General features: G+C 65.4%; 26 protein-coding genes and 1 tRNA gene. 13 read left to right on the forward strand and 14 right to left on the reverse strand.

What is annotated here, in order from left to right:
• Positions 1-75: 75 nt before the first annotated feature.
• From CI41S_RS09460 to CI41S_RS09485, 6 genes are all read right to left on the reverse strand, one after another.
• A complete protein-coding gene (locus CI41S_RS09460) occupies positions 76-1,293 on the reverse strand; it encodes an acyl-CoA dehydrogenase family protein (RefSeq protein ID WP_139858708.1) in 1,218 nt (405 codons plus the stop codon).
• Positions 1,294-1,402: 109 nt separating this feature from the next.
• Positions 1,403-1,828, reverse strand: coding sequence for a phasin family protein (locus CI41S_RS09465; RefSeq protein ID WP_139858709.1), 426 nt, complete (start codon positions 1,826-1,828; stop codon positions 1,403-1,405).
• 24 nt (positions 1,829-1,852) lie between these two features.
• Positions 1,853-2,761: a poly(3-hydroxyalkanoate) depolymerase gene (gene phaZ, locus CI41S_RS09470; RefSeq protein WP_244626455.1), complete on the reverse strand. Its 909-nt coding sequence runs from the start codon at positions 2,759-2,761 to the stop codon at positions 1,853-1,855.
• Between the two features lie 31 nt (positions 2,762-2,792).
• Complete coding sequence (locus tag CI41S_RS09475; RefSeq protein WP_139858711.1) at positions 2,793-4,496, reverse strand: alpha/beta fold hydrolase; 1,704 nt, start codon at positions 4,494-4,496, stop codon at positions 2,793-2,795.
• Complete coding sequence (locus CI41S_RS09480; protein ID WP_139858712.1) at positions 4,493-4,969, reverse strand: MaoC family dehydratase; 477 nt, start codon at positions 4,967-4,969, stop codon at positions 4,493-4,495. Before CI41S_RS09480 ends, CI41S_RS09475 begins: the two co-directional genes overlap by 4 nt.
• Before the next feature lie 43 nt (positions 4,970-5,012).
• Complete coding sequence (locus CI41S_RS09485) at positions 5,013-6,665, reverse strand: fatty acid--CoA ligase (RefSeq protein ID WP_139858713.1); 1,653 nt, start codon at positions 6,663-6,665, stop codon at positions 5,013-5,015.
• 370 nt (positions 6,666-7,035) lie between these two features.
• On the opposite strand from CI41S_RS09485, the gene CI41S_RS09490 reads away from it, so the two are divergent.
• On the forward strand, positions 7,036-8,112 hold the full coding sequence (locus tag CI41S_RS09490; RefSeq protein WP_139858714.1) for an AraC family transcriptional regulator: 1,077 nt from the start codon (positions 7,036-7,038) through the stop codon (positions 8,110-8,112).
• A 122-nt stretch (positions 8,113-8,234) separates the two neighbouring features.
• Here the strand turns inward: CI41S_RS09490 and CI41S_RS09495 are convergent, their stop codons facing one another.
• The 3 genes from CI41S_RS09495 to CI41S_RS09505 form a co-directional block, all read right to left on the reverse strand.
• The gene (locus CI41S_RS09495) at positions 8,235-8,426 is read right to left on the reverse strand and encodes a transcription initiation factor IIE subunit alpha family protein (protein ID WP_139487149.1); all 192 of its coding nucleotides are present in this window, start codon (positions 8,424-8,426) and stop codon (positions 8,235-8,237) included.
• A gap of 196 nt (positions 8,427-8,622) precedes the next feature.
• The gene (locus CI41S_RS09500; RefSeq protein ID WP_139487148.1) at positions 8,623-9,000 is read right to left on the reverse strand and encodes a hypothetical protein; all 378 of its coding nucleotides are present in this window, start codon (positions 8,998-9,000) and stop codon (positions 8,623-8,625) included.
• A 385-nt stretch (positions 9,001-9,385) separates the two neighbouring features.
• On the reverse strand, positions 9,386-10,099 hold the full coding sequence (locus CI41S_RS09505; protein ID WP_172627971.1) for a molybdate ABC transporter substrate-binding protein: 714 nt from the start codon (positions 10,097-10,099) through the stop codon (positions 9,386-9,388).
• Positions 10,100-10,270: 171 nt separating this feature from the next.
• Between CI41S_RS09505 and CI41S_RS09510 the strand changes: the two genes are divergently transcribed.
• Complete coding sequence (locus CI41S_RS09510) at positions 10,271-11,236, forward strand: LysR family transcriptional regulator (RefSeq protein ID WP_139858716.1); 966 nt, start codon at positions 10,271-10,273, stop codon at positions 11,234-11,236.
• Between the two features lie 283 nt (positions 11,237-11,519).
• On the opposite strand, the gene CI41S_RS09515 is transcribed toward CI41S_RS09510, so the two are convergent.
• Both CI41S_RS09515 and CI41S_RS09520 read right to left on the reverse strand, forming a co-directional pair.
• Positions 11,520-11,596: transfer RNA gene (locus CI41S_RS09515), tRNA-Arg, on the reverse strand.
• A gap of 193 nt (positions 11,597-11,789) precedes the next feature.
• A complete protein-coding gene (locus CI41S_RS09520) occupies positions 11,790-13,268 on the reverse strand; it encodes a sensor histidine kinase (RefSeq protein WP_139858717.1) in 1,479 nt (492 codons plus the stop codon).
• Between the two features lie 377 nt (positions 13,269-13,645).
• Between CI41S_RS09520 and rpmH the strand changes: the two genes are divergently transcribed.
• The 11 genes from rpmH (at position 13,646) to dapE (ending at position 23,429) form a co-directional block, all read left to right on the forward strand.
• On the forward strand, positions 13,646-13,780 hold the full coding sequence (rpmH, locus tag CI41S_RS09525; RefSeq protein ID WP_008542748.1) for a 50S ribosomal protein L34: 135 nt from the start codon (positions 13,646-13,648) through the stop codon (positions 13,778-13,780).
• Between the two features lie 31 nt (positions 13,781-13,811).
• Positions 13,812-14,159: a ribonuclease P protein component gene (gene rnpA / locus CI41S_RS09530; RefSeq protein ID WP_139487144.1), complete on the forward strand. Its 348-nt coding sequence runs from the start codon at positions 13,812-13,814 to the stop codon at positions 14,157-14,159.
• A gap of 43 nt (positions 14,160-14,202) precedes the next feature.
• Complete coding sequence (gene yidC, locus CI41S_RS09535; protein WP_139858718.1) at positions 14,203-16,059, forward strand: membrane protein insertase YidC; 1,857 nt, start codon at positions 14,203-14,205, stop codon at positions 16,057-16,059.
• 169 nt (positions 16,060-16,228) lie between these two features.
• On the forward strand, positions 16,229-16,882 hold the full coding sequence (gene yihA, locus CI41S_RS09540; RefSeq protein ID WP_139487142.1) for a ribosome biogenesis GTP-binding protein YihA/YsxC: 654 nt from the start codon (positions 16,229-16,231) through the stop codon (positions 16,880-16,882).
• 38 nt (positions 16,883-16,920) lie between these two features.
• Positions 16,921-17,247 carry a DUF423 domain-containing protein gene (locus CI41S_RS09545; protein WP_139858803.1) on the forward strand — a complete coding sequence of 109 codons (327 nt, stop codon included), beginning with the start codon at positions 16,921-16,923 and terminating at the stop codon, positions 17,245-17,247.
• 181 nt (positions 17,248-17,428) lie between these two features.
• Positions 17,429-18,322, forward strand: coding sequence for an acetylglutamate kinase (gene argB / locus CI41S_RS09550; RefSeq protein WP_139487140.1), 894 nt, complete (start codon positions 17,429-17,431; stop codon positions 18,320-18,322).
• 149 nt (positions 18,323-18,471) lie between these two features.
• A complete protein-coding gene (locus CI41S_RS09555; RefSeq protein ID WP_139858719.1) occupies positions 18,472-19,458 on the forward strand; it encodes a DUF1036 domain-containing protein in 987 nt (328 codons plus the stop codon).
• Positions 19,459-19,469: 11 nt separating this feature from the next.
• On the forward strand, positions 19,470-20,174 hold the full coding sequence (locus CI41S_RS09560) for a pyrimidine 5'-nucleotidase (protein ID WP_139858720.1): 705 nt from the start codon (positions 19,470-19,472) through the stop codon (positions 20,172-20,174).
• Positions 20,175-20,352: 178 nt separating this feature from the next.
• On the forward strand, positions 20,353-21,198 hold the full coding sequence (gene dapD, locus CI41S_RS09565; RefSeq protein ID WP_139858721.1) for a 2,3,4,5-tetrahydropyridine-2,6-dicarboxylate N-succinyltransferase: 846 nt from the start codon (positions 20,353-20,355) through the stop codon (positions 21,196-21,198).
• A 420-nt stretch (positions 21,199-21,618) separates the two neighbouring features.
• On the forward strand, positions 21,619-22,260 hold the full coding sequence (locus CI41S_RS09570; protein ID WP_172627973.1) for a DUF805 domain-containing protein: 642 nt from the start codon (positions 21,619-21,621) through the stop codon (positions 22,258-22,260).
• Positions 22,257-23,429 carry a succinyl-diaminopimelate desuccinylase gene (gene dapE / locus CI41S_RS09575; RefSeq protein WP_139858723.1) on the forward strand — a complete coding sequence of 391 codons (1,173 nt, stop codon included), beginning with the start codon at positions 22,257-22,259 and terminating at the stop codon, positions 23,427-23,429. The genes CI41S_RS09570 and dapE overlap by 4 nt, the downstream gene beginning before the upstream one ends.
• Before the next feature lie 46 nt (positions 23,430-23,475).
• Here dapE and truA read toward each other — a convergent pair whose 3' ends face one another.
• The 3 genes from truA to def form a co-directional block, all read right to left on the reverse strand.
• Positions 23,476-24,213: a tRNA pseudouridine(38-40) synthase TruA gene (gene truA / locus CI41S_RS09580; RefSeq protein WP_139858724.1), complete on the reverse strand. Its 738-nt coding sequence runs from the start codon at positions 24,211-24,213 to the stop codon at positions 23,476-23,478.
• On the reverse strand, positions 24,213-25,148 hold the full coding sequence (fmt, locus tag CI41S_RS09585) for a methionyl-tRNA formyltransferase (RefSeq protein WP_139858725.1): 936 nt from the start codon (positions 25,146-25,148) through the stop codon (positions 24,213-24,215). Before fmt ends, truA begins: the two co-directional genes overlap by 1 nt.
• Positions 25,149-25,425: 277 nt before the next feature.
• A complete protein-coding gene (def, locus tag CI41S_RS09590; RefSeq protein ID WP_139487133.1) occupies positions 25,426-25,953 on the reverse strand; it encodes a peptide deformylase in 528 nt (175 codons plus the stop codon).
• Between the last annotated feature and the right edge of the window lie 108 nt (positions 25,954-26,061).

A 26,061-nucleotide genomic window follows, 5' to 3' on the forward strand; every position in this document is an offset into this window, starting at 1 on the left:
GAGGGAGCCAACTGCCGATGCCGGCAACACTGCGATCCAATGCGATAGCCCCGCCTGCCGCGGCGGGCGCTTCCCTCAGACGAACGCGCTCAGCCCGGTGATCGACTTGCCGACGATCAGGGTGTTCATCTCTCGGGTGCCCTCGTAGGAATAGATCGCCTCGGCATCCGCCACAAAGCGGCCGATGTGGTTCTCCAACAGGATGCCGTTGCCGCCGAGCAGCTCGCGCGCATAGCCGACGGTCTCGCGGCATTTCACGGTGCAGAACGCCTTCGCCAGCGAGGCGTGTTCGTCCAGCATCACGCCCTCGTCCTGCAATTGGCCGAGCCGCAACATCATCGCCTGCGTCGCGGTGACATTGCCGAGCATCCGCACCAAAAGATCCTGCACCAGCTGGAAGCCGCCGATCGGGCGGCCGAACTGCTGGCGCTCGGTGACATAACGCAGCGCGTGCTCATAGGCGCCCATCTGGCAACCGACCGCGAACCAGGCAACGCCGGTGCGGGTCATGCGCAGCACCTTTGCGGTGTCCTTGAAGGTGTTGGCGTTCTGCAGGCGATCCGCCTCCGGCACGCGGCAGTCCTTCAGTGTGATCAATCCGTTCTGCACAACGCGCAGCGCCATCTTGGTCTTGATCTTCTCGACCGAAAAGCCGGGATTGTCCTTAGCCACGACAAAGCCCTTGACCTGGTTGGAGCCCTCCTCGCGCGCCCAGATCACGTTGATGTCGGCGAAGGTGGCGTTGCCGATCCACTTCTTCTGGCCGTTGAGGATCCAGACGTCGCCCTCGCGCCGGCAGGTGGTCAGCATGCCGCCGGACGTCGCGGAGCCGACCAGCGGCTCGGTCAGGCCGAACGAGCCGATCTTCTCGAAGCGCATCATCGCAGGCAGCCAGCGCTGCTTCTGCGCCTCGCCGCCGCACAGATAGATCGAGCCGGCCGAGAGCCCGGTATGCACGCCCCAAAAGGTCGCCACCGAGGAATCGACCCGCGCCAGCTCCATCGCGACAAAGCCGTTCAGCAGCCAGTTGCCGCCCGCCGCGCCATAGCCCTGATAGCCGACGCCGCCGATGCCGATCTCGGCCATCTTTGGAATGATCGCGAACGGAAATTCGTCGCGGCCCCAAAACTCCTCGATCACGGGCGCGACCACGCCTTCCGTAAATTCGCGCACGCGCTTCACCAGTGCGCGCTCGCTCTCGTTCAGGACGGTTGCAATCCGGTAGAAATCGCCGTCGATCGGCGGCGGCGCATAGGCCGGCTTTGCAGCCCGTGTCGCCTGCGGGTTCGCCATGGTTTCCTCCCCTGATGCGTGCCGAGATCTTTCGCCTTGATATGCCGCCGTCCCGGCAGGACTGACGTCCCGCCGGGAGCGGTCGTCGTTGATGGCTCAGGACGCGACGTCAGGTCGGCTTGTTCGGACGGACGCTGGCGCGGAACTCCTCAAAGCTCTCCTTCATGCGGTCCTGGATGATCTTCACGGCCTCGGTGGTCGATTGCCGTGCGGTGGAGGCGCTCTCCTGCGCGCCCTTCACCGCGATCTCGAACATCTTGCGGGCGAACTCGGATTGCAGCGTGATGTTCTCCCGGACCTTGAGCGGCTTGTATTCGCGCGCCAGCGTCGCGGCCTCACGCAATCCGGCTTCCATCACCTCGCGCTGCTTCTGCGCCACCGCTTGCGCGCCCTGCGCCGCCACCTTGGCGCTCTGGGTCAGCGCCTCGAGATTCTTCTTTTGGGCCTGCATCAGGTCGTCCACGTTCAGCTTCGGCAGACCGAGATCAGTGCCGAATTTTCGCAGCATATCGTTGTATGAGCTTTTATCCGTCATGAGATCCTCCCTGGTTGCTGATGTTTACGACTTCTCCCGTCCGCCTCCGGACGTTGGAATGAGATCCGTGAGGCGACCGTTGGTGCGCGACAGCAGCGTCGCCGGCGCGGCCTCGCGGCTCTCGCCGGCGAGAAACGCCTCGATCAGTGCCGCGGTTTCGCCCGGCCGCGTCACCATGAACAGATGCCCGTCGTCGATCATGCGCAGCTCGGCCTTCGGGATCAGGCTCGCCATGATCTGACCGTTGATCGGCGGCACCAGCGGATCGTCGCTGCCCATCAGGATCAGCGTCGGCTGCGGCAGCGACCACAGCCACGGCAGGCTGGTCCAGCCGGCCATCGCCAGCAGCTGATAGAAATAGCCCATGCTGCGGGCCCCATGCATCGCGCCGGCATGGCGGCCGATCAGTGACGGGTCATTGCGAAACGCGCCGCCATAGATGTCGGCCGCGATCTGCTTCATGTAGCCCTTGTCGGTGTAGCGGCGCGGCGTCGCCATCTTCCACAGCACCGAGGGACTGGCCGGCACCATGGTGAAGCCGGGCGCGGTCGCGGCGAGCACCAGCCGCCGACAGCGTTTTGGAAACTGATGCGCGAATTGCTGCGCGATGCCGCCGCCCCAGGACACGCCGGCGACGTCGACCTCGGCGTAGCCGAGCTCCGCCACGAGCTCGGCAGCAAGCCGCGCCAGCGTCGACGGGCGGTACGGCCACGCCGACCGCGGCGATCCGCCGACGCCGGGCACGTCGAAGATGATGGCAGTGGTGCTGGTGAGCGCCGCGAGGAACGGCTTTGCCAGCTCCCAATTGGCGCCGATGCCGTTGAACAGCAGCAGCGGCGGCCCGCCGCCGTCGCCATGCCGGATCGCGACCTGCAGCAGCTGGCCGTCGATCGTGATCTCGCGCGTCTCGATCGTGCCGCGGGTTGCCGCCACGGCCGGACTCGCGAGGTCTCTCGTAGGATCATCACTCAAAGACATAAGTCCCCGGAGCCGGACCAAGGACCGGATAGCGCGCGCTGCCGAGCGATGCCGGCGCCGCCACCTCGTCGCCCGAACGCGGCTGCAGCCAGTCGCGCCAGTCGAGCCACCAGCTGCCCTTGCGCTTCTCGGCCGCAGCCAGGAAGGCGTCGGGCGTGGCGGCGCCGACCGTCCCGATCATGAATGAGGCCTTCGGATTGCTCGGCGGATTGAGCAGGCTCTGCAGATGCCCGCTGTTCGACAGCACGAAGGTGGTGCCCTCGCCCATGATCTGCGCGGTCTTGTAGACGCCCTTCCACGGCGTGATGTGGTCGGTGACCCCGGCGACGACATAGCTGTCGGCCTTGACCTTGCTCATGTCGATGGTCTTGTCGTTGAGCGTCACCTTGCCGGCATTGACGAACGGATTGGTGAAATAGAGATCGAGATAGTCGCCGTGCAGCGCCGCCGGCAGGCGGGTGGTGTCGGCGTTCCAGTACAGGATGTCGAACGCCGGCGGCTGGTTGCCGAGCAGATAGTTGTTGACCCAGTAGTTCCAGATCAAATCGTTCGGCCGCATCCAGGCGAACATCCGCGCCAGATCATGGCCGTCGACGATGCCGCGCAGCTGCGACGACGCCTTGGCCGCGCGCATGGTCTCGGGCGTCATCAGGCAGCCGAACGCGCTCTCGTCGGCCGAGTTGGGATCGAGCAGGCAGACCGCCAGCACCAGGTTCCTGATCTTCTGCTCCGCCGCGCTGCCGAGCGTGGCGAAATAGGCCGTTGAGGTGATGCCGCCCGAGCACGACCCCATCATCGAGATGTCGTCGCTGCCGGAGATTTCGCGCGCCGCGTCGACGGCCTCGTCGAGCGCGGCGACATAGGTGTCCAGCCCCCAGTCGCGGTGCGCCGCCGTCGGATTGCGCCAGCTGACGGCGAAGACCTGGATGCCGCTCTCGAGCAGGAAGCGGACCATGCTCTTGTCCGGCGAGAGATCGAGCGCGTAGTACTTGTTGATCTGCGGCGGCGTGATCACCAGCGGCCGCTTCCTGACTGTCGGCGTGGTCGGCGTGTACTGGATCAGCTCGAGCAGATCGTTGCGGAAGATCACCGCGCCCGGCGTGGTCGCCAGATTCTCGCCGACCTTGAACGCGCTCATGTCGACCATCGACGGCATGCCGCGGTTGCGCGTCAAATCGTCCATGTAGTTCTTCAGGCCGCCCCACATGCTCTGGCCGCCGGTGTCGATGAACTTGCGGACTGCCGCCGGATTGGTGAGCATCGTGTTGGTCGGCGCCACCGCGTCGATCAGGATTTCGGTGATCAGATGCGCGCGCTGCTTGTCGATGTCGCTGAGGCTGGTCTTGTCGACCAGGCCGTTGACCGCTTCGCCCCAGGCCAGATAGGCCTTGAGCAGGCCAGAGTGCAGCGAGCTTTCCTTCCAGGTCGGATCGGCGAAGCGCTTGTCGCCCGCCTTCGGGGCGCGTTCGGATTTGCCGGAGACGATCGAGCCGAGCTCGCCGACGAACGACAGCCACTGTTCGGTGGCGACCTTCGGCTCGTTCATCACGGCCTTGAACAGGACATTGGCGCCCTCGACCAGGTCCTGGCTCTGGATGCCGACCAGCGGGTTGAGCGCCAGCGTGTTCCTGGACGCGGCTTCGGACATTTCCGACGGCGACGAATCCGCACTGCGATTTTGCGTGGTCATGGCCGTGCTCCCGCCGCTGGAATCAGAAGCGCCAGGGTTTCGGCGATCAGGGCGGGCTTCTCCGATCCTTCGACCTCCAGCGTGTTCTGGGTCTTCATGATCATCTGCCCGCCCTCCCGCGGCTCAATCCCGGCGAGTACGACGCGCAGCCGCACCCGCGCGCCTGATGGCACCGGCGCCAGGAAGCGCACCTTGTCGATCCCGTAATTCAGCCCGGCGGCCGCATCACGCGGAATGACGCCGACCTGCATCGACAGCGGCGCCACCATCGCCAAGGTCAGATAGCCATGCGCGATCGGACCGCGGAACGGGCTCTCGCGTTTGGCCCGTTCAACGTCGACATGGATCCATTGCTTGTCGCCGGTGCACGCCGCGAAGCTGTCGATGCGCGCCTGATCGACGACGGTCCAATCGGAAACGCCGAGCTCCTGTCCAATGCGGTCGCCCAGGCCGGCAAGTGTGAGGTTGCTCATGTCGCTGTCCTCCTCGATGCTCCCTTCGGCTGCGCGCGCACCGTCACATGTTGCCGTACTGCTCGCGCAGCTCCTTCTTGTTGATCTTGCCGACGCTGGTCTTGGGAATGCTGTCGATGAACAGGATCGTTTCGGGGATGCCGTATTTCGAGATCACGCCCTGGTCGGCGAAGGTCTTGAGGTGGGTCTTGATGGCGGCATCGCTGAGGCCGTCGGCCTCCAACGCCTTCTTGACCACGAGCGCCAGCGGCCGCTCGCCCCATTTGTCGTCCTTGATGCCGATCACCGCCGCCTCGGCGACGCCGGCGCATTGCGTGATCAGGTCTTCGATCTGCAGCGAGGAGACCCACTCGCCGCCGGTCTTGATCACGTCCTTGATCCGGTCGGTGATGTGGACGTAGCCGCCCGGGCTCACCACCGCGATGTCGCTGGTGTGCAGATAGCCGCCGGCCCAGAGCTGCTCCGAGCCCTCGGGATTGTCGTAATAGCCCTGGGTGAGCCACGGCGCGCGCAGCACGATCTCGCCGGCGGACTTGCCGTCATGCGGGATGTCGTTCATGTCGGGATCGACGATGCGCAGGTCGACCAGCGGCCCGGCGATGCCGGCTCTGGCGCGGAATTCGACCTCGCCGTCGGGATCGCCGGTGAGATCCTTGGACATGACATGCGACACCGCGGCGAGCGGCCCGGTCTCCGACATGCCGTAGCCCGCGAAGATGTCGATGCCGGCCGCGAGCGCCTGCTTGGCCAGCGCCTTCGGCAGCGCCGAGCCGCCGATCACCATCTTCAGCCCGTTGAAATCGACCTTCGCCGCAGCCGCCGCGTTGAGCAGCATCTGCAGGATGGTCGGCACGCCATGGGTGAAGGTGACGCCCTCGCTCTTGATCAGCTTGACCAGCATCGCCGGATCGTAGCGGCCGGGATAGACCTGCTTGACGCCGGCGAGCGTCGCCGACCACGGAAAGCCCCAGGCGTGAACGTGGAACATCGGCGTGATCGGCATATAGACGTCGTCGCGCGAGAAGCGGCCCTGCGAGCCGGCCATGCCGAACAGCGCCAGCCCGGCGAGCGAATGCAGCACGAGCTGGCGATGGCTGTAATAGACGCCCTTCGGCAGTCCGGTCGTGCCCGTGGTGTAGAAGGTGGTCGCCTGGGTGTTCTCGTCGAAATCGGGGAAGTCGTAATCCGGCGAGGCCGCGGCCAAGAGACTCTCATACTCGCCGATGAAGGACAGGCTGCCGGTCTGCGGCGTCGGCCGGTCCGACATCACGATCATCCGCTTCACCTTCGGCAGGTGTGCCTTGATGCCCTCCAGCAGACCGACGAACTCGTCGTTGACGAGCAGCGTCGTGGCGCCGGCGTGATCGATCGTGTAGGCGATCTGCTCCGGCGACAGCCGGACATTCACCGTCTGCAGCACCGCAGCCATCATCGGGATCGCGAAGAAGGCTTCGAGGAAGCGGTGGCTGTCCCATTCGAGCACGCCGACGGTGTCGCCCGGCTCGACGCCGGCCTTGCTCAGCGCCGAGGCGAGCCGGCCGATGCGCTCCTTGGTCTGGCGATAGGTCTGGCGTTTCTGATCGCGGTAGACGATCTCCTGATCCGGCGATTGCACGCGCGGCGTGTGCCAGAGCTGCTTGAAGATGAGCGGATATTGGTATGCGGATTTGGCGGTCTGAATCAGCCTTCCAACCATGAAAGCCTCCCTCGACTTGGCGTGTCCTCCGACCATTGCAGCGTCCGCAATTCTGAAGCGAGCGGATCGTGTGGCCTGCCGTCTGGTGACGGCGGTCCCACCGCATGACCTTAGGCCGAAGCGTCGCGTGACGCCCGAGATTTGTGAAGGTCCGGAACGGACATCAGCCGGGTCCGAACCGGACAGGCCGCATACGCCGGCGGCATCGCCTTCTTCCGCAACGGCTTTTTTGCCGTTTTCCGTGGCGCACTTCCTTTGCTGCTTTGCAGCACGGGCGAAGATGGCATTATGGTCTGGCAAGCGGTGAGCAGACTCCGTCCCACTCCATCTCTTGGGATCGTGCGACCCCGGCACCGAAGGAAAGGCAGGGTTGATCTTGCAACCGACGACGCGACTGAAGCGGCCCTTGAGCGCCCGCAGCGACATCCTGACCGTCGGCGTCAGCGACAGGATCTATGAGACCACCAAGCTCGGCGCCATCTTCGACATGCTGCACGGCCAGGGCGTGGCCGCCGACGCGATCCTGCGCGGCGTGAACATCACGCTCGAGGACGTGCATTCGCCGCAGGCGCGGATCTCGCTGACGCAGCTGATGACCGTGTGCCAAAACGCGTTGCGGCTGTCGAGCGACCGCCATTTGCCCTATCGGATCGGCGCGTCGATCCACATCTCGACCTACGGCATGTACGGCTACGCGCTGCTGTGCTGTCCCGACTTCCGCAAGGCGATGGAATTCGCCATGCGCTACCACGCGCTGGCGGCGCCGCTGGCGGCGATCAACTTCAGCGAGGACAAGTCATCCGGCCGATGGAGCATCGAGCCCAACCTGCCCGCGATGGCCGATCCCGCGCTCTACCGGTTCGTCACCGAGATGCAGATCGGCATCCATATCTCGCTGATGCGGGACATCATGGGACCGGGCTTTGCGCCGTCCGAAATCAAGCTCGCCTATCCGCAGGCCGCGGACTTCGAGCTTCCGCCTGACCATGTCGGATGCCCGGTGCGCTTCGAGCAGCCGGCCAATCAGATCGTGTTCAAGTCGCAATGGCTGGACCGCAGCGCCGATCTCGGCAACAAGACGACGTATCCGACCATCGTTGCGCTGTGCGATGATTTGCTCGGCGACCTGGAATTGCGCATAGGCGTGGCCGGGAAAATTCGCGCCTACCTGCTGCGCGATATCGCAAACCCGCCGACCTTCGAGGCGATCGCCAAGCTGCTCGGCGTCAACGAGCGCTCGTTGCGGCGCCAGCTGCGTCAGCAGGGCTTTTCATTCCGCGGCCTGCACGACGAGCTGCGCACCCAGATTGCGCTGAAATATCTCCGTCACACGACGCTCGCCAACGAAGACATCGCATTGGCGCTCGGCTTCAGCGATGCCGCCAATTTCAGGCGCGCGTTCCACCGCTGGACCAACAAGGCCCCGAGCGATATCCGCGGCGAATAGCCGCGACGCAAGCCACTCATCCTAAAGCGCGATGAGTTTGAATTGAATCGTCATCGCGCTTTAGCTCTTTGTTTGAGCATGATCTTTTCGGAAAACCGCTTCACACTTTTCCGGATCATGCTCTAAAAAACGTAGGAGGTCTTGTTCGGCTGCACGGTCAGGCGGAAAGCGATCTCGGTCGAGCCGTCCATCAGCTCAAGGAGATCGTCACAAACCAGGCAGCGAAACTCGCCGGCGACGCCGCCCTTCGACGTCAACTCGATCCGGCGATAGCCGGCCTGGCAATTGGGGCAGGTCACATCCGATTTGCGCATGGGTTTGGCAAGTTCTGTTGCTCGCTCTACTTTCCCACACGCCCATAGGCGAAAATGTGACGACATCACGCGTTTGCCGTGGTGATCGTCGGCGATACGTATGGTGTCGATGACGCTTCCATGAATGTGTGAACATCGCAGCGGAGGCCACCCTCGCCGGATCGGCCCAGTCGATTGGCGCCGCGAACAGTGGCGCTTATTGCTTCGGGCCGACGGTGCCGGTTGTCTTCAGCCTTGCCGATCTCACCCAACCCGAGACGTCGTTGCCTGTCTTGGGATTGAGATACATCACCGATGACCATCCATCGCGGGTTTGCGCATAGGCGATCAGCCTGTCATTTGGAACAACGAAGACGCCGCTGATCGGGCAGTGAAGATTCGGCGCCGAATAGAATTTCACCCGTCGCGTGCCCGTGACCACGCTGGCGAGCGGCGGCGACAGCATCGGGACGCGGCTGGTGCCGGCGTGTGGCTCCTTGCAGCTTGACGGCGTCTGCGCGTGCACGGAGGCGCCCAGCGCACCCAGGATCACGGTGCTGCAGATGATGATGGCGAGGGCTGTCCTGTCCAACATGGCATTTCTCCTTCCGCGCCGAGGCAACCATCCGCACCGCTGACGCGTTTGTCGCCGGATCTGGCGAGCAGGTTCTATGGCTGCGACGAAAGTCGCGCCAAACCGAACCAGCCGTCAAGGTCGCAGGATCGATCGGGGTGCGCCGCCGGCCGCCAGATGATTGCCCTCAGGCCCTCAGCACGGCGCTCGATCGCTCGGACGGTTGCCGGCCACAACGCCGACAAGCACGCGAAATCTCGATGAAAACAAAGCGGAATGGCGCGCCGCGGCCGATGAAGCTGGGCGCTCTTGTTTCGCCGTGGCGCTACGACGCTGCAGCGTGTGCTGCTCTTGGATCGCCAAGATGGCGACAGCCCGCGATCTTACGCTACGCGTCGCCGCCGTCTCATGGGGCAAACGGCTCCAGTCCTTTGCTCCGGATCGCAGCAGCGGCCACTGGCGAGCGCAGGAATGCGATCAATTCCTGGGCGGCCCCGGGCTCCCTGGCGTTGGCGCTGAGGCCGCCACTGAAAGTCGTGTAGTTCTGCAACTCGTCCGGAAGCAACCCTGCGAGGGTGACGCCCTCTACCCCGATGATGTTCGGCACGGTGATCACGGTTAGTTCCGCCTCCCCGCGCGCGACGGCCTCTACCGGGCTCCGACCCGTTACGGCGAGGAGCTTCGGCTTCACTTCGCTCTCGATTGCGAGGCGATCGAGCAGATGAAGGAGATAGCTCCCGCTCGCGCTGTCACGCGAATAGGAGATCGTCCTCGCCGCGAGCAAGGTGCGCCTCAAGTCCTCGATCGAGGAGACCTGAGCTTTTGGCGCGCCCGCGTGGATCGCCACGCCGGCGGCGGTGCGGGCAATGTCTGCACGCGTGCCCTCGGCGATCTTGCCCAGCTTCACGAGATCATCGATCGCCGCCGGCAACAGGATGGCGACATCGAACATCTCGCCCGCTTCGATCTGCCGCTTGAGCACCGGCACGCCCTCAAAGGTGAGCTTGAGCGTATGGCCGGTTGCGCGCGCAAACGCTGGCGCGAGGTCATCCAGTGCGCTCTTCATGGTCGGAGTGCTGAGGACGTTGACCTCGGCGGCACTGCCGGCGGCGGTGCTCATCACGACGACCAGAGCTGCAACCGCGATACGAAGGCCTCTCATCGCCATCTCCCCCCATTTCACGCGGCTCCGGGCCAAGAATCGAAGCCGGAACTGGAGTCAGCGCCAGACTAGGAGTATCCACAAGATCGATTATTGGACAGGCTGGTAGCAGTTTGGATACGTCAACGCATGCGCTGGGCAGATCGGGTCGGACGACTTCTCAAGCCTCGGGACCTCCACGTATTCATGACGGTGGTCGAGGAGGGCAGCATGGCGAAAGCCGCCGAGCGCCTGGCGATCTCGCGGCCGGTGATCTCGCGCACCATCGCCAATCTCGAACACGTGCTCGGGGTGACGCTCCTTGACCGGACCGCGCGCGGCATCGAGCCGACGCTATTCGGCACGGCGCTGCTCAGGCGTGGCACCGCGGTGTTCGACGAGCTTCGGCAAGGCGTCGAGGAGATCGCATTTCTCACCGATCCCCAGGCTGGCGAGCTGCGCATTGCCTGCACGGAGGTGTGGGCCGCCGGGCTCGTGCCGGCAGCGATCGAGCGACTGTCACGACGACTTCCGCGCTTGCGGGTCACACTGGAGCAAGGCACGGCTCAGCATCAGTTCAACCTTCTCCGGGAGCGTCGTTGCGAAATCGTGATCTCGCGGCTGCTCACGGAGACACCCGACTCCGACATCGACATGCAGCCGCTGTTCTACGAGCCGCTTGTCGTCGTCGCCGGCCCGCAAAGTTCCTGGGCGCGCCGCCGCAAGCTGACGCTTTCGGAGCTCGTCGCTGCGCCGTGGATCCTTTCGACGTTGGAAGTCGAACCCGGCTCCCCTTTCGTCGAGGCCTTCCATGCCGCGAGACTGCCGATCCCTGCTGCAACGATCTTCAGCAACTCGCTGCACCTTCGCATCAGCCTGCTTGCCACCGGCCACTACCTCACCCTCGTGCCGGGCTCGGCGCTGCGGTTCGGCCCCGGGGCCGATTTGCTCAAGCCGCTCCCCGTCGCATTGCCCCGCTGGCATCTGCCGACGGGGATTTTCACCCTGAAGGGCCGAATGCTGAGCCCGGTGGCGCAGGTGTTTGCCGATTGCGTTCGCGACGTTGCCAAGCCGCTCGCCCGCGGCGCGGCGCTCGATCGTTCCCGCAAGCAATAGCCCCGCGCCGTCCTGCCGTCGCAGCCCCAGGGCGCGTGGCTCATGTTCTTGAAGAGCACAGTCTGGGACGGGAGCGAGTCGCTGCGGCAACGCATGCTCGACGATCCGGACCGCGATATCGCCATTGCCGCCTGGATTTTCTGGGCTCGGCCGGCTTCGCTGGGTCACGCGAAGCTGGCGGGGCAATCGGCAGTACTACGAAGGGGTCTAGCTGAGAGCCTGGCAGCTCACGGGCTGCGGAGGCGGGACCAGTCAAGCCGTGCGCTATTTGGCTTGTACGGAATGGCGCGCCCGGAACGATTCGAACGTCCGACCCCCAGATTCGTAGTCTGGTGCTCTATCCAGCTGAGCTACGGGCGCATTTTCGCGGCAGGGCGTTAAGCCCGCATGGATCCGGAAGGCCGGAACGTCGCGAAAGAGCGCTCTAGCTACAGGGTCCCGATCCCGTTGGCAAGGTCTGACAGGCATGTCCGGACCGGTGATTTTGGCCCGTTGTTCGTCATTCCGGGGCATCGCGGCCGGCGATGAACCCGGAATGACAGCAGAAGAGGCCTTACGCCCGCGCCCGTTCGTTGCGGATCGACAGCAGTTCCACCGGACGATCCGGGATCGAGAGGCGGAAGGTGGCGCCGATGGTGCCCTCGACCAGGTGGATCTGGCCGCCATGGGCGCGGATCAACTCGGCGGCGATGGCAAGGCCGAGCCCGCTGCCGCCGGGGCGGCCGGAGGTCTGGAACGCCTCGAACAGGTGCTCGCGGGCCTTCGCCGGCACGCCGGGGCCGGTATCGGAGACCTCGATGATCGTCACTGTCCCCTCGCGGCGGCCGGTGATGCGAACCTGCCGGGCGCCGCCGTCGCTCGCCGGCCGGCTCTCCAGCGCCTGGGCCGCGTTGCGCACCAGATTGAGCAGCACCCGGAACAGCTGGTCCGGATCGGCGTCGATGGTGAGCCCGCGCTCGATTGCGCTGATCCAGGTGATCGAGGCGTCGGTCGCAAGCCCGGCCGACTCGCGCACCTCGGCGACCGCCGGCTCGACCAGGATCATGCGGCGGTCGGGCGCCGCCTCCTGGGCGCGGCCATAGGACAAGGTCGACTGGCAGAAGGCGATGGCGCGCTCCAGCGAGCGCAGCAGCTTTGGCGCAAAGCGCTGCACCCGCGGATCGGGCACGCTGGCCAGCTGATCCGACAGCAGCTGCGAGGATGCCAGCAGGTTGCGCAAATCGTGGTTGATCTTGGAGACGGCAAGGCCCAGCGCGGCGAGCCGGCTCTTCTGATGCAGCATCGAGACCAGGTCGCGCTGCATGTCCGACAGCTCGCGCTCGGCCACGCCGATCTCGTCGCCGCGCTGGCTCGGCACGATGATTCGCGCCGAGCTCTCCGGATTTTCGTGGAAGCCGACCAGGCTCGCGGTCAGCCGCCGCATCGGCCGGACGAACAAATAATGCAGCGCCAGATAAACCAGCCCCGCGGTCAAGGCGGCGATCAACAATGCCACGACGAGACTGTTGCGCGAGAAGCGGTACATCGCCGCCCGCAGCGGCTTCTCGTCGATCACCACCTCGATGAATTGCGCCTGGCCCGGCGCCGGGCCGACCACGCGGATGGTCTGGTCACCGCGCTCCAGCATCAGCTCGAAGGCATCGACGATCGCCGACCACACCGTGATCTTCCGCATGTCAACGTCATGGTCGATCGCGGCCGGCAGATCGGCGCTGGCGAGCAGGCGGCGCTGCTGCCCCATCTTGATGGCGACGGCGCGGGCCCCGATGCTGGTCAGGATCTGGCGCGCCAGCGTTTCAGGCACGAAGCCGGAGGGCGCGGCGTCCAGCACCAGCGCGGCCGTGTTGGCGGCGGCCAGACGATCGTTCAGGCGGTTGATGCGGAAGTTGGCAATGGCGGCGACATAGATCAGCAGGCCGGCGATCATCACCAGCGGAATCGTCAGCAGCAAAAGCTTTCCCGACAGCCCGAGCCGTAGGGATGGCTTGGGCCGCAGCTCCAGCGCGGTCGCCTGATCGTCAGTTTCAGCCACAAGCAAGGCCTTGTTTGGCTCAGGGGGTGGAAGATGCGGCCCCGGCCCCAAGCCGGTCAAATTACGGATCGCTAATGTCGGCGGTTCCCGAGCGCCGCATAGCGCTCCCCTCTCCGGCAAAAACCCCGCGAAAACAGATATATTCGCCCCAATTGCGACGTTTCAAAGAAGCCCGTTTGCGGCAGCCTGTGACATTGACGAAAAGGAGGCGCTGCCCTATAAGCCGCGCCAACTGTCCGCGATGGCCCGGTTCTTGACCCCGGGGGCGGCTCATTTGGGCCGCGAGCGGCCCGTTTTGGGCGGCCGGCATCACCGGACTTCATCTCAACGGACTAATCTTAATCCTGGCAAATTGCCCGGTCAGCGGAGACTTACCCGTGAAGCGGACTTATCAACCCAGCAAACTGGTGCGCAAGCGCCGTCACGGCTTCCGCGCCCGTCTCGCCACGGCCGGCGGCCGCAAGGTCCTCGCCGCGCGTCGCGCGCGTGGCCGCAAGCGCCTGAGCGCCTGAGCCCGGACGTCTCCCGCCGGAGATTTCTCTTATGGATCGGCTAAGGCAGCGGGCGGACTTCCTCGCCGTTGCCAGTGGCGCGCGGGCGAATACCGCAGGCTTTGTGCTGCAGGGCCGCCGCCGCGACGATGATGGCCCGGTCCGCATCGGCTTCACCGTCACCAAGAAGAACGGCACCGCGACCGAGCGCAACCGCATCCGCCGCCGGCTTCGCGAACTGGTGAAGCGCGTCGACCCCGTATCGATGCGTCCCCAGCATGATTATGTGCTAGTCGGCCGCCGCGACGCGCTGACCCGTGACTTTGCGACCATGCTTGACGATCTGCGGTCGGCGCTGCGCCGCCTCGACCGGCCTGCGCCGAACAAGAGCCGGGCGTAACACCAGCGTGCCCAATCCGAATGGAATGACGAGACCATAAGAGATGTCCGACAACCGCAACACAATCCTCGCCGTCATTCTGTCGGGCTTCGTCCTGATCGCCTGGCAATATTTCTACAATATGCCGCAGATGGAGAAGCAGCGCATCGAGCAGCAGCGGCAGGCCGAGCTGCAGAAGTCGGCGCCGCCGGCAGCGCCTGGAGCCGTTCCCGGAACTGCCGCCACGCCGGCGCCGGGTGCGCCCGCGGCCGAAGCCCCGGTGCAGAGCCGCGAGGCGGTGCTGGCGTCCGGCCCGCGCATCAAGATCGAGACTCCGCGGGTGATCGGCAGCATCGCGCTGAAGGGCGCGCGGATCGACGACTTGTCGCTGGTCCAGTTCCGCGAAACCGTCGATCCCCATTCGCCGGCCATCGTGCTGCTGTCGCCGTCGGGCACGGCGGAGCCCTACTACGCCGAGTTCCTGTGGCTTTCGTCGAGCGGTGTCGCCGTGAAGACCCCGAATGCCGAGACGGTCTGGCAGCAGGAGGGCTCCAACAGCCTGTCGCCGAACAATCCGGTGACGCTGAAATACGACAATGGCGAAGGGCTGATCTTCCGCCGCACCATCTCGATCGACGATCGCTACCTGTTCAACGTCAAGGATGAGGTCAACAATCTCGGCAGCGCGCCGGTGACGCTGTACCCGTTCGCGCTGATCTCGCGCGGCGGCAAGCCGCCGGTCTCCGGCTACGCGATCCTGCACGAGGGCATGATCGGCTATCTCGGCGACCAGGGCCTGCAGGAATACACCTACAAGAACATCGACGACGCCAAGACCTCCACCGGCGGCAACTCGCGCGGCGTCGTGTTCCAGAAGGTGCTCAACGGCTGGCTCGGCATCACCGACAAATACTGGGCCACCGCGCTGCTGCCGGACACCAACGCGACGCTGGACAACGCCCGCTTCACCACCGGCGACAAGCGTTATCAGGCCGACTACATGCAGGGGCCGCAGACCGTGCCGATCGGCGGCACCGCCGTCGCCAATTCGCGGCTGTTTGCGGGAGCGAAAGAGGCGGCCGTGGTCGGCCTCAACTTCCCGCTGGTCGGCTTCGGCGGCTACAACAAGCAGCTCGGCCTCAACCATTTCGATCTTCTGATCGACTGGGGCCACTTCTACTTCATCACCAAGCCGATGTTCCTGGCGCTCGACTGGTTCTACCGCCTGGTCGGCAATTTCGGCATCGCGATCCTGCTCGTGACCGTGATCGTGAAGCTCTTGTTCTTCCCGCTTGCCAACAAATCCTACGCCTCGATGGCGAAGATGAAGTCGGTGCAGCCGCAACTACAGGCGCTCAAGGAGCGCTATCCCGACGACCGGGTGAAGCAGCAGCAGGAGATGATGGAGATCTACAAGAAGGAGAAGATCAATCCGATTGCCGGTTGTCTTCCCGTCGTTGTCCAGATCCCGGTGTTCTTCTCGCTCTACAAGGTGCTGTTCATCACCATCGAGATGCGGCACGCGCCGTTCTTCGGCTGGATCAAGGATCTCTCCGCGCCCGATCCGACCAACCTGTTCAACCTGTTCGGACTGATCCCGTTCGATCCGGTCGCGCTGCTCGGACCGCATATCGGGTCCTATCTGGTGATGGGCATCTGGCCGATCATCATGGGCATCACGATGTGGGTGCAGATGAAGCTCAATCCGGCGCCGCCGGATCCGACCCAGAAGATGATCTTCGACTGGATGCCGCTGATCTTCACCTTCATGCTGGCAGGCTTCCCGGCCGGTCTCGTGATCTACTGGGCCTGGAACAACCTTCTGTCGGTGGCACAGCAGAGCTACATCATGCGCCTCAACGGCGTGAAGGTGGAGCTGTTCGACAATCTGAAGGCGACCTTCGCCAAGAAGCCGACGTAGCAACCGTCGGCTTAGCCGTCATTGCGAGGAGCCAACGGGTCCGGCCGCCGGCCGGCCCGATGATAAACTCCGCGACGAAGCAATCCATGTCTCGACACGTGGCGCTTGGATTGCTTCGCTCCGCTCGCAATCACGGAGGAGTACCCTTCTCCGCCAGGAACACCGTCGCATGACCGCCGAACCCGACCCGAAGCTGATCGAGCAGGGGCGAAAGCTGTTCGCCGGCGACTGGCGCTTCATCTGGGCGTCGCCCTCGATTGCAACGCTGCCGCCGATGACCGGCCTCGAGGTCGCCTTTGCCGGCCGCTCCAATGTCGGCAAGTCGAGCCTGATCAACGCGCTGACCGGCCGCAACAACCTGGCGCGCACCTCGCACACGCCGGGCCGCACCCAGGAGCTGATCTTCTTCGAGGGACCGGAGCACGCCGGCTTCCGCCTCGTCGACATGCCCGGCTACGGCTACGCCGCCGCGGCGAAGTCCAAGGTCGCGTCATGGACCGAGCTGATCCATAAATTCCTGCTCGGCCGCGCCACGCTGGCGCGGGTCTATGTGCTGATCGATGCCCGCCACGGCATCAAGGACGTCGATCTCGACGTGCTGAAGACGCTCGACAAGTCCGCGGTCAGCTACCAGGTCGTGCTGACCAAGGCCGACCAGGTCAAAGCCGGCGAGCTGAAAACCATGATCGCCGACACCACGGCGGCGCTGGCAAAGCATCCGGCGGCGTTTCCCGAGGTGCTGGTGACGTCGTCGCGCACCGGCGGCGGCATGCCTGAACTGCGCGCCGCGATGGTGCGCCTGATCGAGGAGCGGCGCCGGTGAACGGCGTATCCCGCCTGCTGATCGGCCTTGCCGCGATCATGGGCGCCTGCGGCGTGGTGCTGGCGGCAGCCGCCGCCCATCTGTCCGACGCGTCGCGGCTCGCGGCGGCCTCCTCGATGCTGCTGTTTCATGCCCCCGCCGTACTGGCGACCGTTGCGATCGCGGAGCGCGCGATCGTTCCGGCAAAGATCGCCCTCGTGGCCGCCACGGGTTTCGTCATCGCATCGTCATTGTTCGCCGGCGACCTCGCGCTGCGCCAATATGCCGGCCACGGATTGTTTCAGATGGCGGCTCCATCAGGCGGAACGCTGCTGATCGCAAGCTGGCTGGTGCTGGCGGTCGCGGCGATGTGGCCGCGGCGGTAAACTTGTAGCCCGGATGCAGCGAAGCGAAATCCGGGGCCTGCATCCGCGGACAGGCCGTCCCCGGATTGCGCTGCGCTGCATCCGGGCTACGGAAATTCACGAATACCTCTCCCGCTTTGCGCCCTGCCCGGCAATCAGATAGAACCGCGCCCACCCCTCCGCTGACGACGAGACCCGCCCCATGACCGACCAGCACATCAGCCCGCTCGATCAGGCCCGCATCCTGTCGGAAGCGCTGCCGCACATGCAGGAATATGACGAGGAAACCATCGTCATCAAATATGGCGGCCATGCCATGGGCGCGGAGGAGACTGCAAAGGCGTTCGCGCGCGACATCGTGCTGCTGGAGCAGACCGCGATCAATCCGGTGGTCGTGCATGGCGGCGGACCGCAGATCGCGACCATGCTGAAGCGTCTCGGCATCCAGTCGGAATTCGCCGCGGGCCTGCGCATCACCGACGCCGCAACCATCGAGATCGTCGAGATGGTGCTGGCGGGCTCGGTCAACAAGCAGCTGGTCGGCTACATCAACGAGGCCGGCGGCAAGGCCGTGGGCCTCTCCGGCAAGGACGGCAACATGGTGAAGGCGTCGAAGACGACGCGCACCATGGTCGATCCCGACTCCAACATCGAGAAGGCGGTCGATCTCGGCTTCGTCGGCGACCCCGAAAAGGTCGACCTGACGCTGCTGAACCAGCTGATCGGCTACGAGCTGATCCCGGTGCTGGCGCCGCTCGCGACCTCGCAGGACGGCCAGACGCTGAACGTCAACGCCGACACCTTTGCCGGTGCGGTGGCGGGCGCGCTGAAGGCCAAGCGCCTGCTGCTCCTGACCGACGTGCCGGGCGTGCTCGACAAGTCGAAAAAGCTGATCCCCGATCTGTCGATCAAGGATGCCCGCAAGCTGATCGCCGACGGCACCATTTCCGGTGGCATGATCCCGAAGGTCGAGACCTGCATCTACGCGCTGGAGCAGGGCGTGCAGGGCGTCGTGATCATCGACGGCAAGACGCAACACGCCGTGCTGCTGGAGCTGTTCACCAACCAGGGCACCGGCACGCTGATCCACAAATAATGCGGGGCGGGGTCAAGCGATCGAGGGCGGTCACGGCCGGGTACGTCCCTGCCGTGCGCGCCCTGCGCATTGGTCGCCGCACCACATTGCACGCGCGGATCGCCGCCGCGCTGAAGTCGCCGTGTCGCTCTCCGCTCGCGCGCCTCTTGATGTCGCTGCCGGCAGCGGCCGTGTCGCTGCTGTTCTCCTCGGCGCCGGCCAATGCGGACCTGAAACTCTGCAATCGGATGAGCTATGTGGTCGAGGCCGCGATCGGCATCGACGACAAGGCGGCCTCCGCAACGCGCGGCTGGTTTCGGATCGATCCCGCGACCTGCCGGGTGGTGGTGCAGGGAGCGCTGACCGCCGACCGCGTGCTGCTGAACGCCCGCGCGCTCGGCGTCTACGGCGCCTCGCCGATCCCGCAGAGCGGCACCGACACGCTGTGCGTCGCGCAGGACAATTTCGTGATCGCCGCCGCGCGGCAATGCCGCTCCGGCCAGATACCGGCGCAGTTCACCCAGATCACGCCGACCCGGACCGACGACGGCAATCTCGTCGCCTATCTCGCCGAAGACTCAGAGTATGACGACGAACAGGCGCGGCTCGCCGGCATCCAGCGCCTGCTGGTGATCGCAGGCTACGACGCGGCGCCGATCGACGGCGTCGACGGGCCGAAGACGCAGGCCGCGCTGTCGGCATTCCTGAAAAGCCGCGGGCTCAACAGCGACATCGTGCAGTCGCAAAACTTCTTCACCGCCATGGTCGATGCCGTGCAGAAACCGTCGGCATCGGGGCTGACCTGGTGCAACGACACGCCGCACAAGGTGATGGCGGCGGTCGCCACCGACGACGGCAAGGCCGTCACCAGCCGCGGCTGGTACCGCATCGATCCCGGCAAGTGCCTGCATCCCGACGTGTCGGGCACGCCGAAGCAGATCTATTCGTTTGCCGAAGCCGTCGACAACGACAACCGCACCGTCCGCATCAAGGACAAGCCGCTGAACTGGGGCGGCGCGGTCCCGCTCTGCACCCGCGAGAGCAAGTTCGAGATCAACGAGCAGGGCGACTGCGGCAACCGCGGCCTCGCCGTCGCCGGCTTCACCACCGTCGACATGACCAGCGGCGGCAAGACGCTGCGCTTTGCGATGCCGTGAATGAGGCGCTCATGAAAACTCCCCGCAGCTTCGGCCATGTCGAGACCTGGGTGTTCGACCTCGACAACACCCTGTATCCGCACCACGTCAATCTGTGGCAGCAGGTCGATGCGCGGATCGGCGAGTTCGTCAGCAACTGGCTGAAGATCTCGCCGGAGGAGGCACGGGTGCTGCAGAAGGACTATTATTTGCGCTACGGCACCACGATGCGCGGCATGATGACCGAGCACGGCGTAAGTGCCGACGACTACCTCGCCTATGTGCACCAGATCGACCATTCGCCGCTGCAGCCGAATCCAGCGATGGGCGCTGCGATCGCAAAGCTGCCGGGGCGCAAGCTGATCCTGACCAACGGCTCGGTGGACCATGTCGATGCGGTGCTCGGCCGGCTCGGCATCACCGATCACTTTGACGGCGTATTCGACATCATCGCCGCCGACCTCGAGCCGAAGCCGGCGCCGCAGACCTACCAGAAATTCCTGAAGCTGCATGACGTCGACCCGGCGAAAGCCACGATGTTCGAGGACCTCGCGCGCAATCTGGTGGTGCCGCATCAGCTCGGCATGGTCACCGTGCTAGTCGTCCCCGACGGCAGCCAGGAGGTGGTGCGCGAGACCTGGGAGCTCGAGGGCCGCGACGCCGCCCATGTCGATCATGTCACCGACGATCTGACCGTATTCTTGCAGCGGTTGAGCGGGACGCCACTGAAACCGTAGCACGGATGCAGCGAAGCGAAATCCGGGACGGGCGCCTCCGCCTGCCGCAAGGATCCCGGATTGCGCTTCGCTGCATCCGGGCTGCACGGTCGAGTCAGCCTTGACTCCGCGGGCCCAAATCCCGAAAAAGCCCTGCAAAATTCCCGTCATAATCCCGCTACGTCCAAGGATCGTCCCGATGTCGCTGTCCGCCCTCGAAACCACCGTCAACGCCGCGTTCGACGCCCGCGAGGGCATCTCGACCTCGACCAAGGGCGAGGTCCGCGAGGCGGTCGATCATGCGCTGGAGCTGCTCGACAAGGGCGAGACCCGCGTCGCCGAGCGCGAGGCCAGCGGCAAGTGGAAGGTCAATCAGTGGCTGAAGAAGGCGGTGCTGCTCTCGTTCCGCCTCAACGACATGGGCCAGATCGCGGGCGGCCCGGGCAAGGCGTCGTGGTGGGACAAGGTGCCCTCGAAGTTCGACGGCTGGGGCGAGAACCGCTTTCGCGACGCCGGCTTTCGCGCGGTGCCGGGCGCGATCGTCCGCCGCTCGGCCTTCATCGCCCGCAACGTCGTGCTGATGCCCTCCTTCGTCAACCTCGGCGCCTATGTCGATGAAGCCACCATGATCGACACCTGGTCGACGGTCGGCTCCTGCGCCCAGATCGGCAAGCGCGTCCACATCTCCGGCGGCGTCGGCATCGGCGGCGTGCTCGAACCGCTGCAGGCCGAGCCCGTGATCGTCGAGGACGATTGCTTCATCGGCGCGCGCTCGGAGGTCGCCGAGGGCGTGATCGTGCGCAAGGGCGCGGTGCTGGCGATGGGCGTGTTCCTCGGCGCTTCGACCAAGATCGTCGACCGCGAGACCGGCGAGGTTTTTGTTGGCGAAGTGCCGGAATATGCCGTGGTGGTGCCCGGCACGCTGCCGGCCAAGCCGCTGAAGAACGGCCAGCCGGGCCCGGCGGTGGCCTGCGCCGTGATCGTCAAGCGCGTCGACGAGCGCACCCGCACCAAGACCAGCATCAACGAGCTGCTGCGCGACTGATCGGAAGGAGCGCCTGCTGTGCGACCCGTCATCCTGAGGTGCGAGCCTTGCAGCGCAATTGCGCTGCTGGGCGAGCCTCGAAGGATGCACGGCCACCAGCCGGGCCGTCGACCCTTCGAGGGCCGCTGAAGAAGCGGCCACCTCAGGGTGACGGGTTGGTTAGCTCAACTTGCTCAGTGTCATCACCCGCGCATGCGGGTGATCCAGTATTCCAGAGGCGGTGGTGAATGAACCGAGAGGCCGCGGCGTACTGGATCGCCCGGTCCATGTGCGCAATTGCGCACAGGCCGGGCGATGACAGCGGTGGGGGAGGACAAAGCTTCACACCCCCTCAGGGTGACGGGTCGGGCTTCTCGAACCAAGTTATCGTCACCAACGACAAAGACTCCGGGCCGCGAAGATTGCCGCCCGGAGTTTGCCATGGACTGGGCCTGGTACCTGTTCAGCTTCAAGGGCCGCATCAACCGCGCCAAGTTCTGGCTCGGTGCGCTGGTCATCGTCTGCTGGATGGTGTTCCTGGCGGCGCTGCTGATCGCAATCGGGCTTGCCGGCAAGGGCGCCTCGTTCGGCTTCAATGTCGAGGATATCTTCCGCGTCCTCGATCCCGACACGTACCGGTCGCTGACCGTCCGCCAGTTGCCCGCGCTGCTGGTCAAGGCGAGCGGAACGGCGCTGTTCACCTGGGTCTATCTCGCGGTGTCGATCAAGCGGCTGCACGACCGCGACAAGAGCGCGTGGTGGATGATCCCGTTCTTCGTGGTGCCGGGGCTGATCAATCAATTCGCGGGCCGGCTGCCGGAGAATGTCTACGCGCTCTCGATCGTCGGCGCGATCGCCTTCCTGCTGTACATCTGGGCCTTCATCGAGCTCGCATGTTTACCCGGTACCCGATACCCCAACCGCTACGGCGCCAATCCGCTGCGGAAAGTTCAGGCGCGGCCGCGCCACGACCGCGACATCAGGCCGCGTGCCACGCAGGGCTGGGATCAGCAGAGCGAGCTCGAAATCGAGCCGCACAAAGCTGGCCCACCTCCGGTGTGGCGTGTTAAGCGGGAGGCATGAGCGATGCCGTTTCGATCACCCGCGATCTCGTCCGCTGCCCGTCCGTCACGCCTGCGGATGCCGGCGCACTCGGAGTCCTGGAAAACCTGCTGAAGGCCGCCGGCTTCGAGGTCCATCGCGTGACCTTCTCCGAGCCCGGCACCGCCGACGTCGACAATCTCTATGCCCGCATCGGCACCGCCGCGCCGCATCTGTCCTTCGCCGGCCACACTGACGTGGTGCCGCCGGGCGACGAAGCCGCATGGACGGTCGGCGCGTTCTCCGGTGAGGTGAAGGACGGCTATCTCTACGGCCGCGGCGCGGTCGACATGAAGGGTGGCATCGCCTGCAGCGTCGCCGCGGTGCTGCAATATCTCAGGGAGCATGACGGCAAGCCGCGAGGAGACGGCAACGGCTCGATCTCGTTCCTGATCACCGGCGACGAGGAAGACGTCTCGATCAACGGCACCGTCAAGCTGCTGAAATGGTGCGCCGACCGCGGCGAGAGATTCGACCATTGCGTGCTCGGCGAGCCGTCGAATGTCGAGGTGCTCGGCGACATGATCAAGGTCGGCCGGCGCGGCTCGCAGTCCGGCACGCTCGTTGTCGACGGCGTGCAGGGCCACGTCGCCTATCCGCACCGCGCCTCGAACCCGGTGCCTGATATCTCGCGGCTGATCGTAGCGCTGAGCGACGAGCCGCTCGACCATGGCAGCACCCAATTCCAGGCCAGCAACCTCGAATTCACCACCGTCGATGTCGGCAACACCGCGGGCAATGTGATCCCGGGCCAGGCGCGGGCGAAATTCAACATCCGCTACAACGACAACCACACCCAGGAGAGCCTGCGCCAGCTGGTCGACGCGCGGCTCGCAAAAGCCTGCGGCAACCGCATCCGCGCCCGCATCGACTGGGCGCCGTCGAACTCCAACGTGTTCGTCACCAAGCCCGGGCCGTTCACCGATCTTGCCGTGGCGGCGATCGAGGAGGTCACCGGCCGCAGGCCGGAGCTCTCGACCTCAGGCGGCACCTCCGATGCGCGCTTCATCTCCAGCTACTGCCCGGTGATCGAGTTCGGCCTGGTCGGCCAGACCATGCACCAGGTCGACGAGCGCACCCCGGTGTCCGATCTGGAGAAGCTGACCCGGGTCTATCGCGGCATCCTCGACCGGTATTTCGCGCTCGGCTAGACCAAACCTCGAAAAACAACCCCATGCACAGTAGGGATTGGGGTTATCAGTAATCCACCCGCACCAGATATAGCCCCTCCGGCGGGGCGACCGGGCCGCAGGCGGCACGGTTGCGGGCTTTGAGCGCGGCGGCGAGATCGTCAGCGCTCCAGCGGCCCTCGCCGACCCAGACCAGCGACCCCACCATCGAGCGCACCTGGCTGTGCAGGAACGAGCGCGCCGAGGTGACGATGTTCACCGCGTCGCCCTCTCTGACAACGTCGAGCTGGTCGAGCGTCTTCTCCGGCGATCTGGCCTGGCACTCGGTGTCGCGGAAGGTGGTGAAGTCGTGCTTGCCGAGCAGCCGCTGCGCGGCCGCGTGCATCGCCGCCGCATCGAGCGCGCGCGGCACGCGCCAGACCCGGCCGATGTCGAGCGCGAGGTTCGCGCGGGTGTTGACGATGCGGTAGAGATAATGCCGCTTGATTGCCGAGAAGCGCGCCTCGAAATCGTCGGCCACGATCTCGGCCGCGAGTACGGCGATCGGATGCGGACGCAGATGCGCGTTCAGCCCGTCGCGCAGGCGTCCGCGCGGAAACGACTTTGCGATGTCGCAATGCGCGACCTGGCCGCGCGCATGAACGCCGGCGTCGGTGCGGCCGGCGCCGTGGACGCGCACGTCCTCGCCGCAGATCGCCTTCACCGCGGCTTCCAGCGCGCCCTGCACGGTCGGCGCAGTGTCCTGGATCTGCCAGCCGGAGAACGGCGTGCCGTCATATTCGATGGTGAGCTTGTAGCGCGGCATCAGACGAGCCGCGCAGGCGGCTTCAGCGGCGTGCCGCGCAGGAAGTCGGCCGCCTTCATCGGCGCCTTGCCGGCGCGCTGCAGCTCGAGAATCCGGATCGCACCGTCGCCGCAGGCGATCGCAAGGTTATCGTCGAGCACATCGCCGGGCGCACCCGAACCCTTGGCGAGCTCACAGCGCAGAATCTTCAGCCGCACCGGCTCGCCTTCGCCGGCGAGTTCGCACCAGGCGCCCGGGAACGGCGAGAGCCCGTGAATGTGCCGCAGCACCGCATGCGCGGGCTGGTGCCAGTCGATCCGCGCCTCGGCCTTCTCGATCTTGGCGGCGTAGGTGACGCCGTCCGCGCTCTGCCTGGTGAGCTGCAGGCCGCCGCGCTCCAGCCCGCCCATCGCGCGCACCATCAGGTCGGCGCCGAGCGGCGCCAGCGCATCGTGCAGGTCGGCGGCCGTCATGCTGTCCGAGATCGGCAGCCGCTCGGCCATCGCGACGTCGCCGGTGTCGAGCCCGACATCCATCTTCATCACCATGACGCCGCTTTCGGCATCGCCCGCCATGATGGCGCGATTGATCGGGGCGGCGCCGCGCCAGCGCGGCAGCAGCGAGGCATGCAGGTTGAAGCAGCCGAGCTTTGGCGCATCGAGAATGGCCTGCGGCAGGATCATGCCGTAGGCAACGACGACGGCCGCATCAGCCTCGTGCGCGCGGAACTCGTCGAGCGCCTCGGCCGTCTTCAGCGTCTTCGGCGTCAGCACGGGAATGTTAAGCCGCCGCGCCTCCTGCTCGACCGGGGTCGGCTGCAATTGCAGGCCGCGGCGCCCGCCGGGCTTCGGCGCGCGGGTGTAGACCGCCACCACCTCGTGACCGTGGGCCACGAGCTCCAGCAGCGTCGGCACCGCGAAATCAGGCGTGCCCATGAAGATCAGGCGGAGGGACATGACGAGAACTCGGTCTGTTCCTACCCCTTGCGGGGAGAGGAACGCATATGAAGCGCGCGGGTCTTTCCGCGAATTCGGTTTGCCTCTCCCGCTTGCGGGGAGGCATAGGCCGCCTTCGGCGGCCGTCTCTAAGTGACGCCGAAGCAAAAGCTTCGGCTATGTCGCATCGAAGGTGCGATCCGGGTGGAGGCTATCTCCGCGATACGACTCGCGGAAAGACCGCCACCCCCCCCCCTCCCCCGCAAGCGGGAGAGGGAGTCGAGCCTTGATGACGAAGCTACTCTGCCGCGCGCTTGGCGGCCTTCTCGAATTTCTTGAAGACACGGTCGCGTTTCAGCTTCGACAGATAGTCCACGAATAACACGCCGTTGAGGTGATCGATCTCGTGCTGGATGCAGGTGGCGAACAGCCCGTCGGCGTCCTCCTCGTGCAGCTTGCCGTCGAGGTCCATATAGCGGACGCGCACCCGCGCCGGCCGCTCGACCTCCTCGTAATATTCGGGGATCGACAGGCAGCCCTCTTCATAGACCGACAGTTCCTCGGAGCGCGCGATGATCTCGGGATTGATGAACACCCGCGGCTTCGGCTGGGTTTCGCCGTTCTCGTCGCGCTTGGCGAGATCCATGGTGATCAGCCGCAGCGGCTCGGCGATCTGGATCGCCGCGAGCCCGATGCCGGGCGCGTCATACATGGTCTCGAACATGTCGTCGGCCAGCTTGCGGATCTCCGGCGTCACCTTCTCGACAGGTTTCGACACCAGGCGCAATTGCTTGTCCGGCAGGATGATGATTTCTCTAAGTGCCATGCGCGCGATTTAAGCCGACGCTATCCGGGGGTCAATGCGCTCCGGAACCGGTTAAGGCAGCCTTAACCACGTTTCTTCACACCGCGTTAACCACGAAAATTGACGTTC

It is taken from the genome of Bradyrhizobium ivorense (assembly GCF_900696085.1).
Lineage (GTDB): Bacteria > Pseudomonadota > Alphaproteobacteria > Rhizobiales > Xanthobacteraceae > Bradyrhizobium > Bradyrhizobium ivorense.

Bases quoted from the DNA above. Each gene is read 5' to 3' on its own strand.
- dapE (WP_139858723.1), top strand. From the start codon at position 22,257: ATGAGCGATGCCGTTTCGATCACCCGCGATCTCGTCCGCTGCCCGTCC.
- def (WP_139487133.1), bottom strand. From the start codon at position 25,953: ATGGCACTTAGAGAAATCATCATCCTGCCGGACAAGCAATTGCGCCTG.
- yihA (WP_139487142.1), top strand. From the start codon at position 16,229: ATGACCGCCGAACCCGACCCGAAGCTGATCGAGCAGGGGCGAAAGCTG.
- CI41S_RS09545 (WP_139858803.1), top strand. From the start codon at position 16,921: ATGGGCGCCTGCGGCGTGGTGCTGGCGGCAGCCGCCGCCCATCTGTCC.
- CI41S_RS09485 (WP_139858713.1), bottom strand. From the start codon at position 6,665: ATGGTTGGAAGGCTGATTCAGACCGCCAAATCCGCATACCAATATCCG.
- CI41S_RS09505 (WP_172627971.1), bottom strand. From the start codon at position 10,099: ATGAGCACCGCCGCCGGCAGTGCCGCCGAGGTCAACGTCCTCAGCACT.
- rnpA (WP_139487144.1), top strand. From the start codon at position 13,812: ATGGATCGGCTAAGGCAGCGGGCGGACTTCCTCGCCGTTGCCAGTGGC.
- CI41S_RS09465 (WP_139858709.1), bottom strand. From the start codon at position 1,828: ATGACGGATAAAAGCTCATACAACGATATGCTGCGAAAATTCGGCACT.
- argB (WP_139487140.1), top strand. From the start codon at position 17,429: ATGACCGACCAGCACATCAGCCCGCTCGATCAGGCCCGCATCCTGTCG.
- yidC (WP_139858718.1), top strand. From the start codon at position 14,203: ATGTCCGACAACCGCAACACAATCCTCGCCGTCATTCTGTCGGGCTTC.
- CI41S_RS09570 (WP_172627973.1), top strand. From the start codon at position 21,619: ATGGACTGGGCCTGGTACCTGTTCAGCTTCAAGGGCCGCATCAACCGC.
- CI41S_RS09475 (WP_139858711.1), bottom strand. From the start codon at position 4,496: ATGACCACGCAAAATCGCAGTGCGGATTCGTCGCCGTCGGAAATGTCC.
- fmt (WP_139858725.1), bottom strand. From the start codon at position 25,148: ATGTCCCTCCGCCTGATCTTCATGGGCACGCCTGATTTCGCGGTGCCG.
- CI41S_RS09560 (WP_139858720.1), top strand. From the start codon at position 19,470: ATGAAAACTCCCCGCAGCTTCGGCCATGTCGAGACCTGGGTGTTCGAC.
- CI41S_RS09495 (WP_139487149.1), bottom strand. From the start codon at position 8,426: ATGCGCAAATCGGATGTGACCTGCCCCAATTGCCAGGCCGGCTATCGC.
- CI41S_RS09480 (WP_139858712.1), bottom strand. From the start codon at position 4,969: ATGAGCAACCTCACACTTGCCGGCCTGGGCGACCGCATTGGACAGGAG.
- CI41S_RS09460 (WP_139858708.1), bottom strand. From the start codon at position 1,293: ATGGCGAACCCGCAGGCGACACGGGCTGCAAAGCCGGCCTATGCGCCG.
- CI41S_RS09500 (WP_139487148.1), bottom strand. From the start codon at position 9,000: ATGTTGGACAGGACAGCCCTCGCCATCATCATCTGCAGCACCGTGATC.
- CI41S_RS09510 (WP_139858716.1), top strand. From the start codon at position 10,271: ATGCGCTGGGCAGATCGGGTCGGACGACTTCTCAAGCCTCGGGACCTC.
- dapD (WP_139858721.1), top strand. From the start codon at position 20,353: ATGTCGCTGTCCGCCCTCGAAACCACCGTCAACGCCGCGTTCGACGCC.
- truA (WP_139858724.1), bottom strand. From the start codon at position 24,213: ATGCCGCGCTACAAGCTCACCATCGAATATGACGGCACGCCGTTCTCC.
- CI41S_RS09555 (WP_139858719.1), top strand. From the start codon at position 18,472: ATGTCGCTGCCGGCAGCGGCCGTGTCGCTGCTGTTCTCCTCGGCGCCG.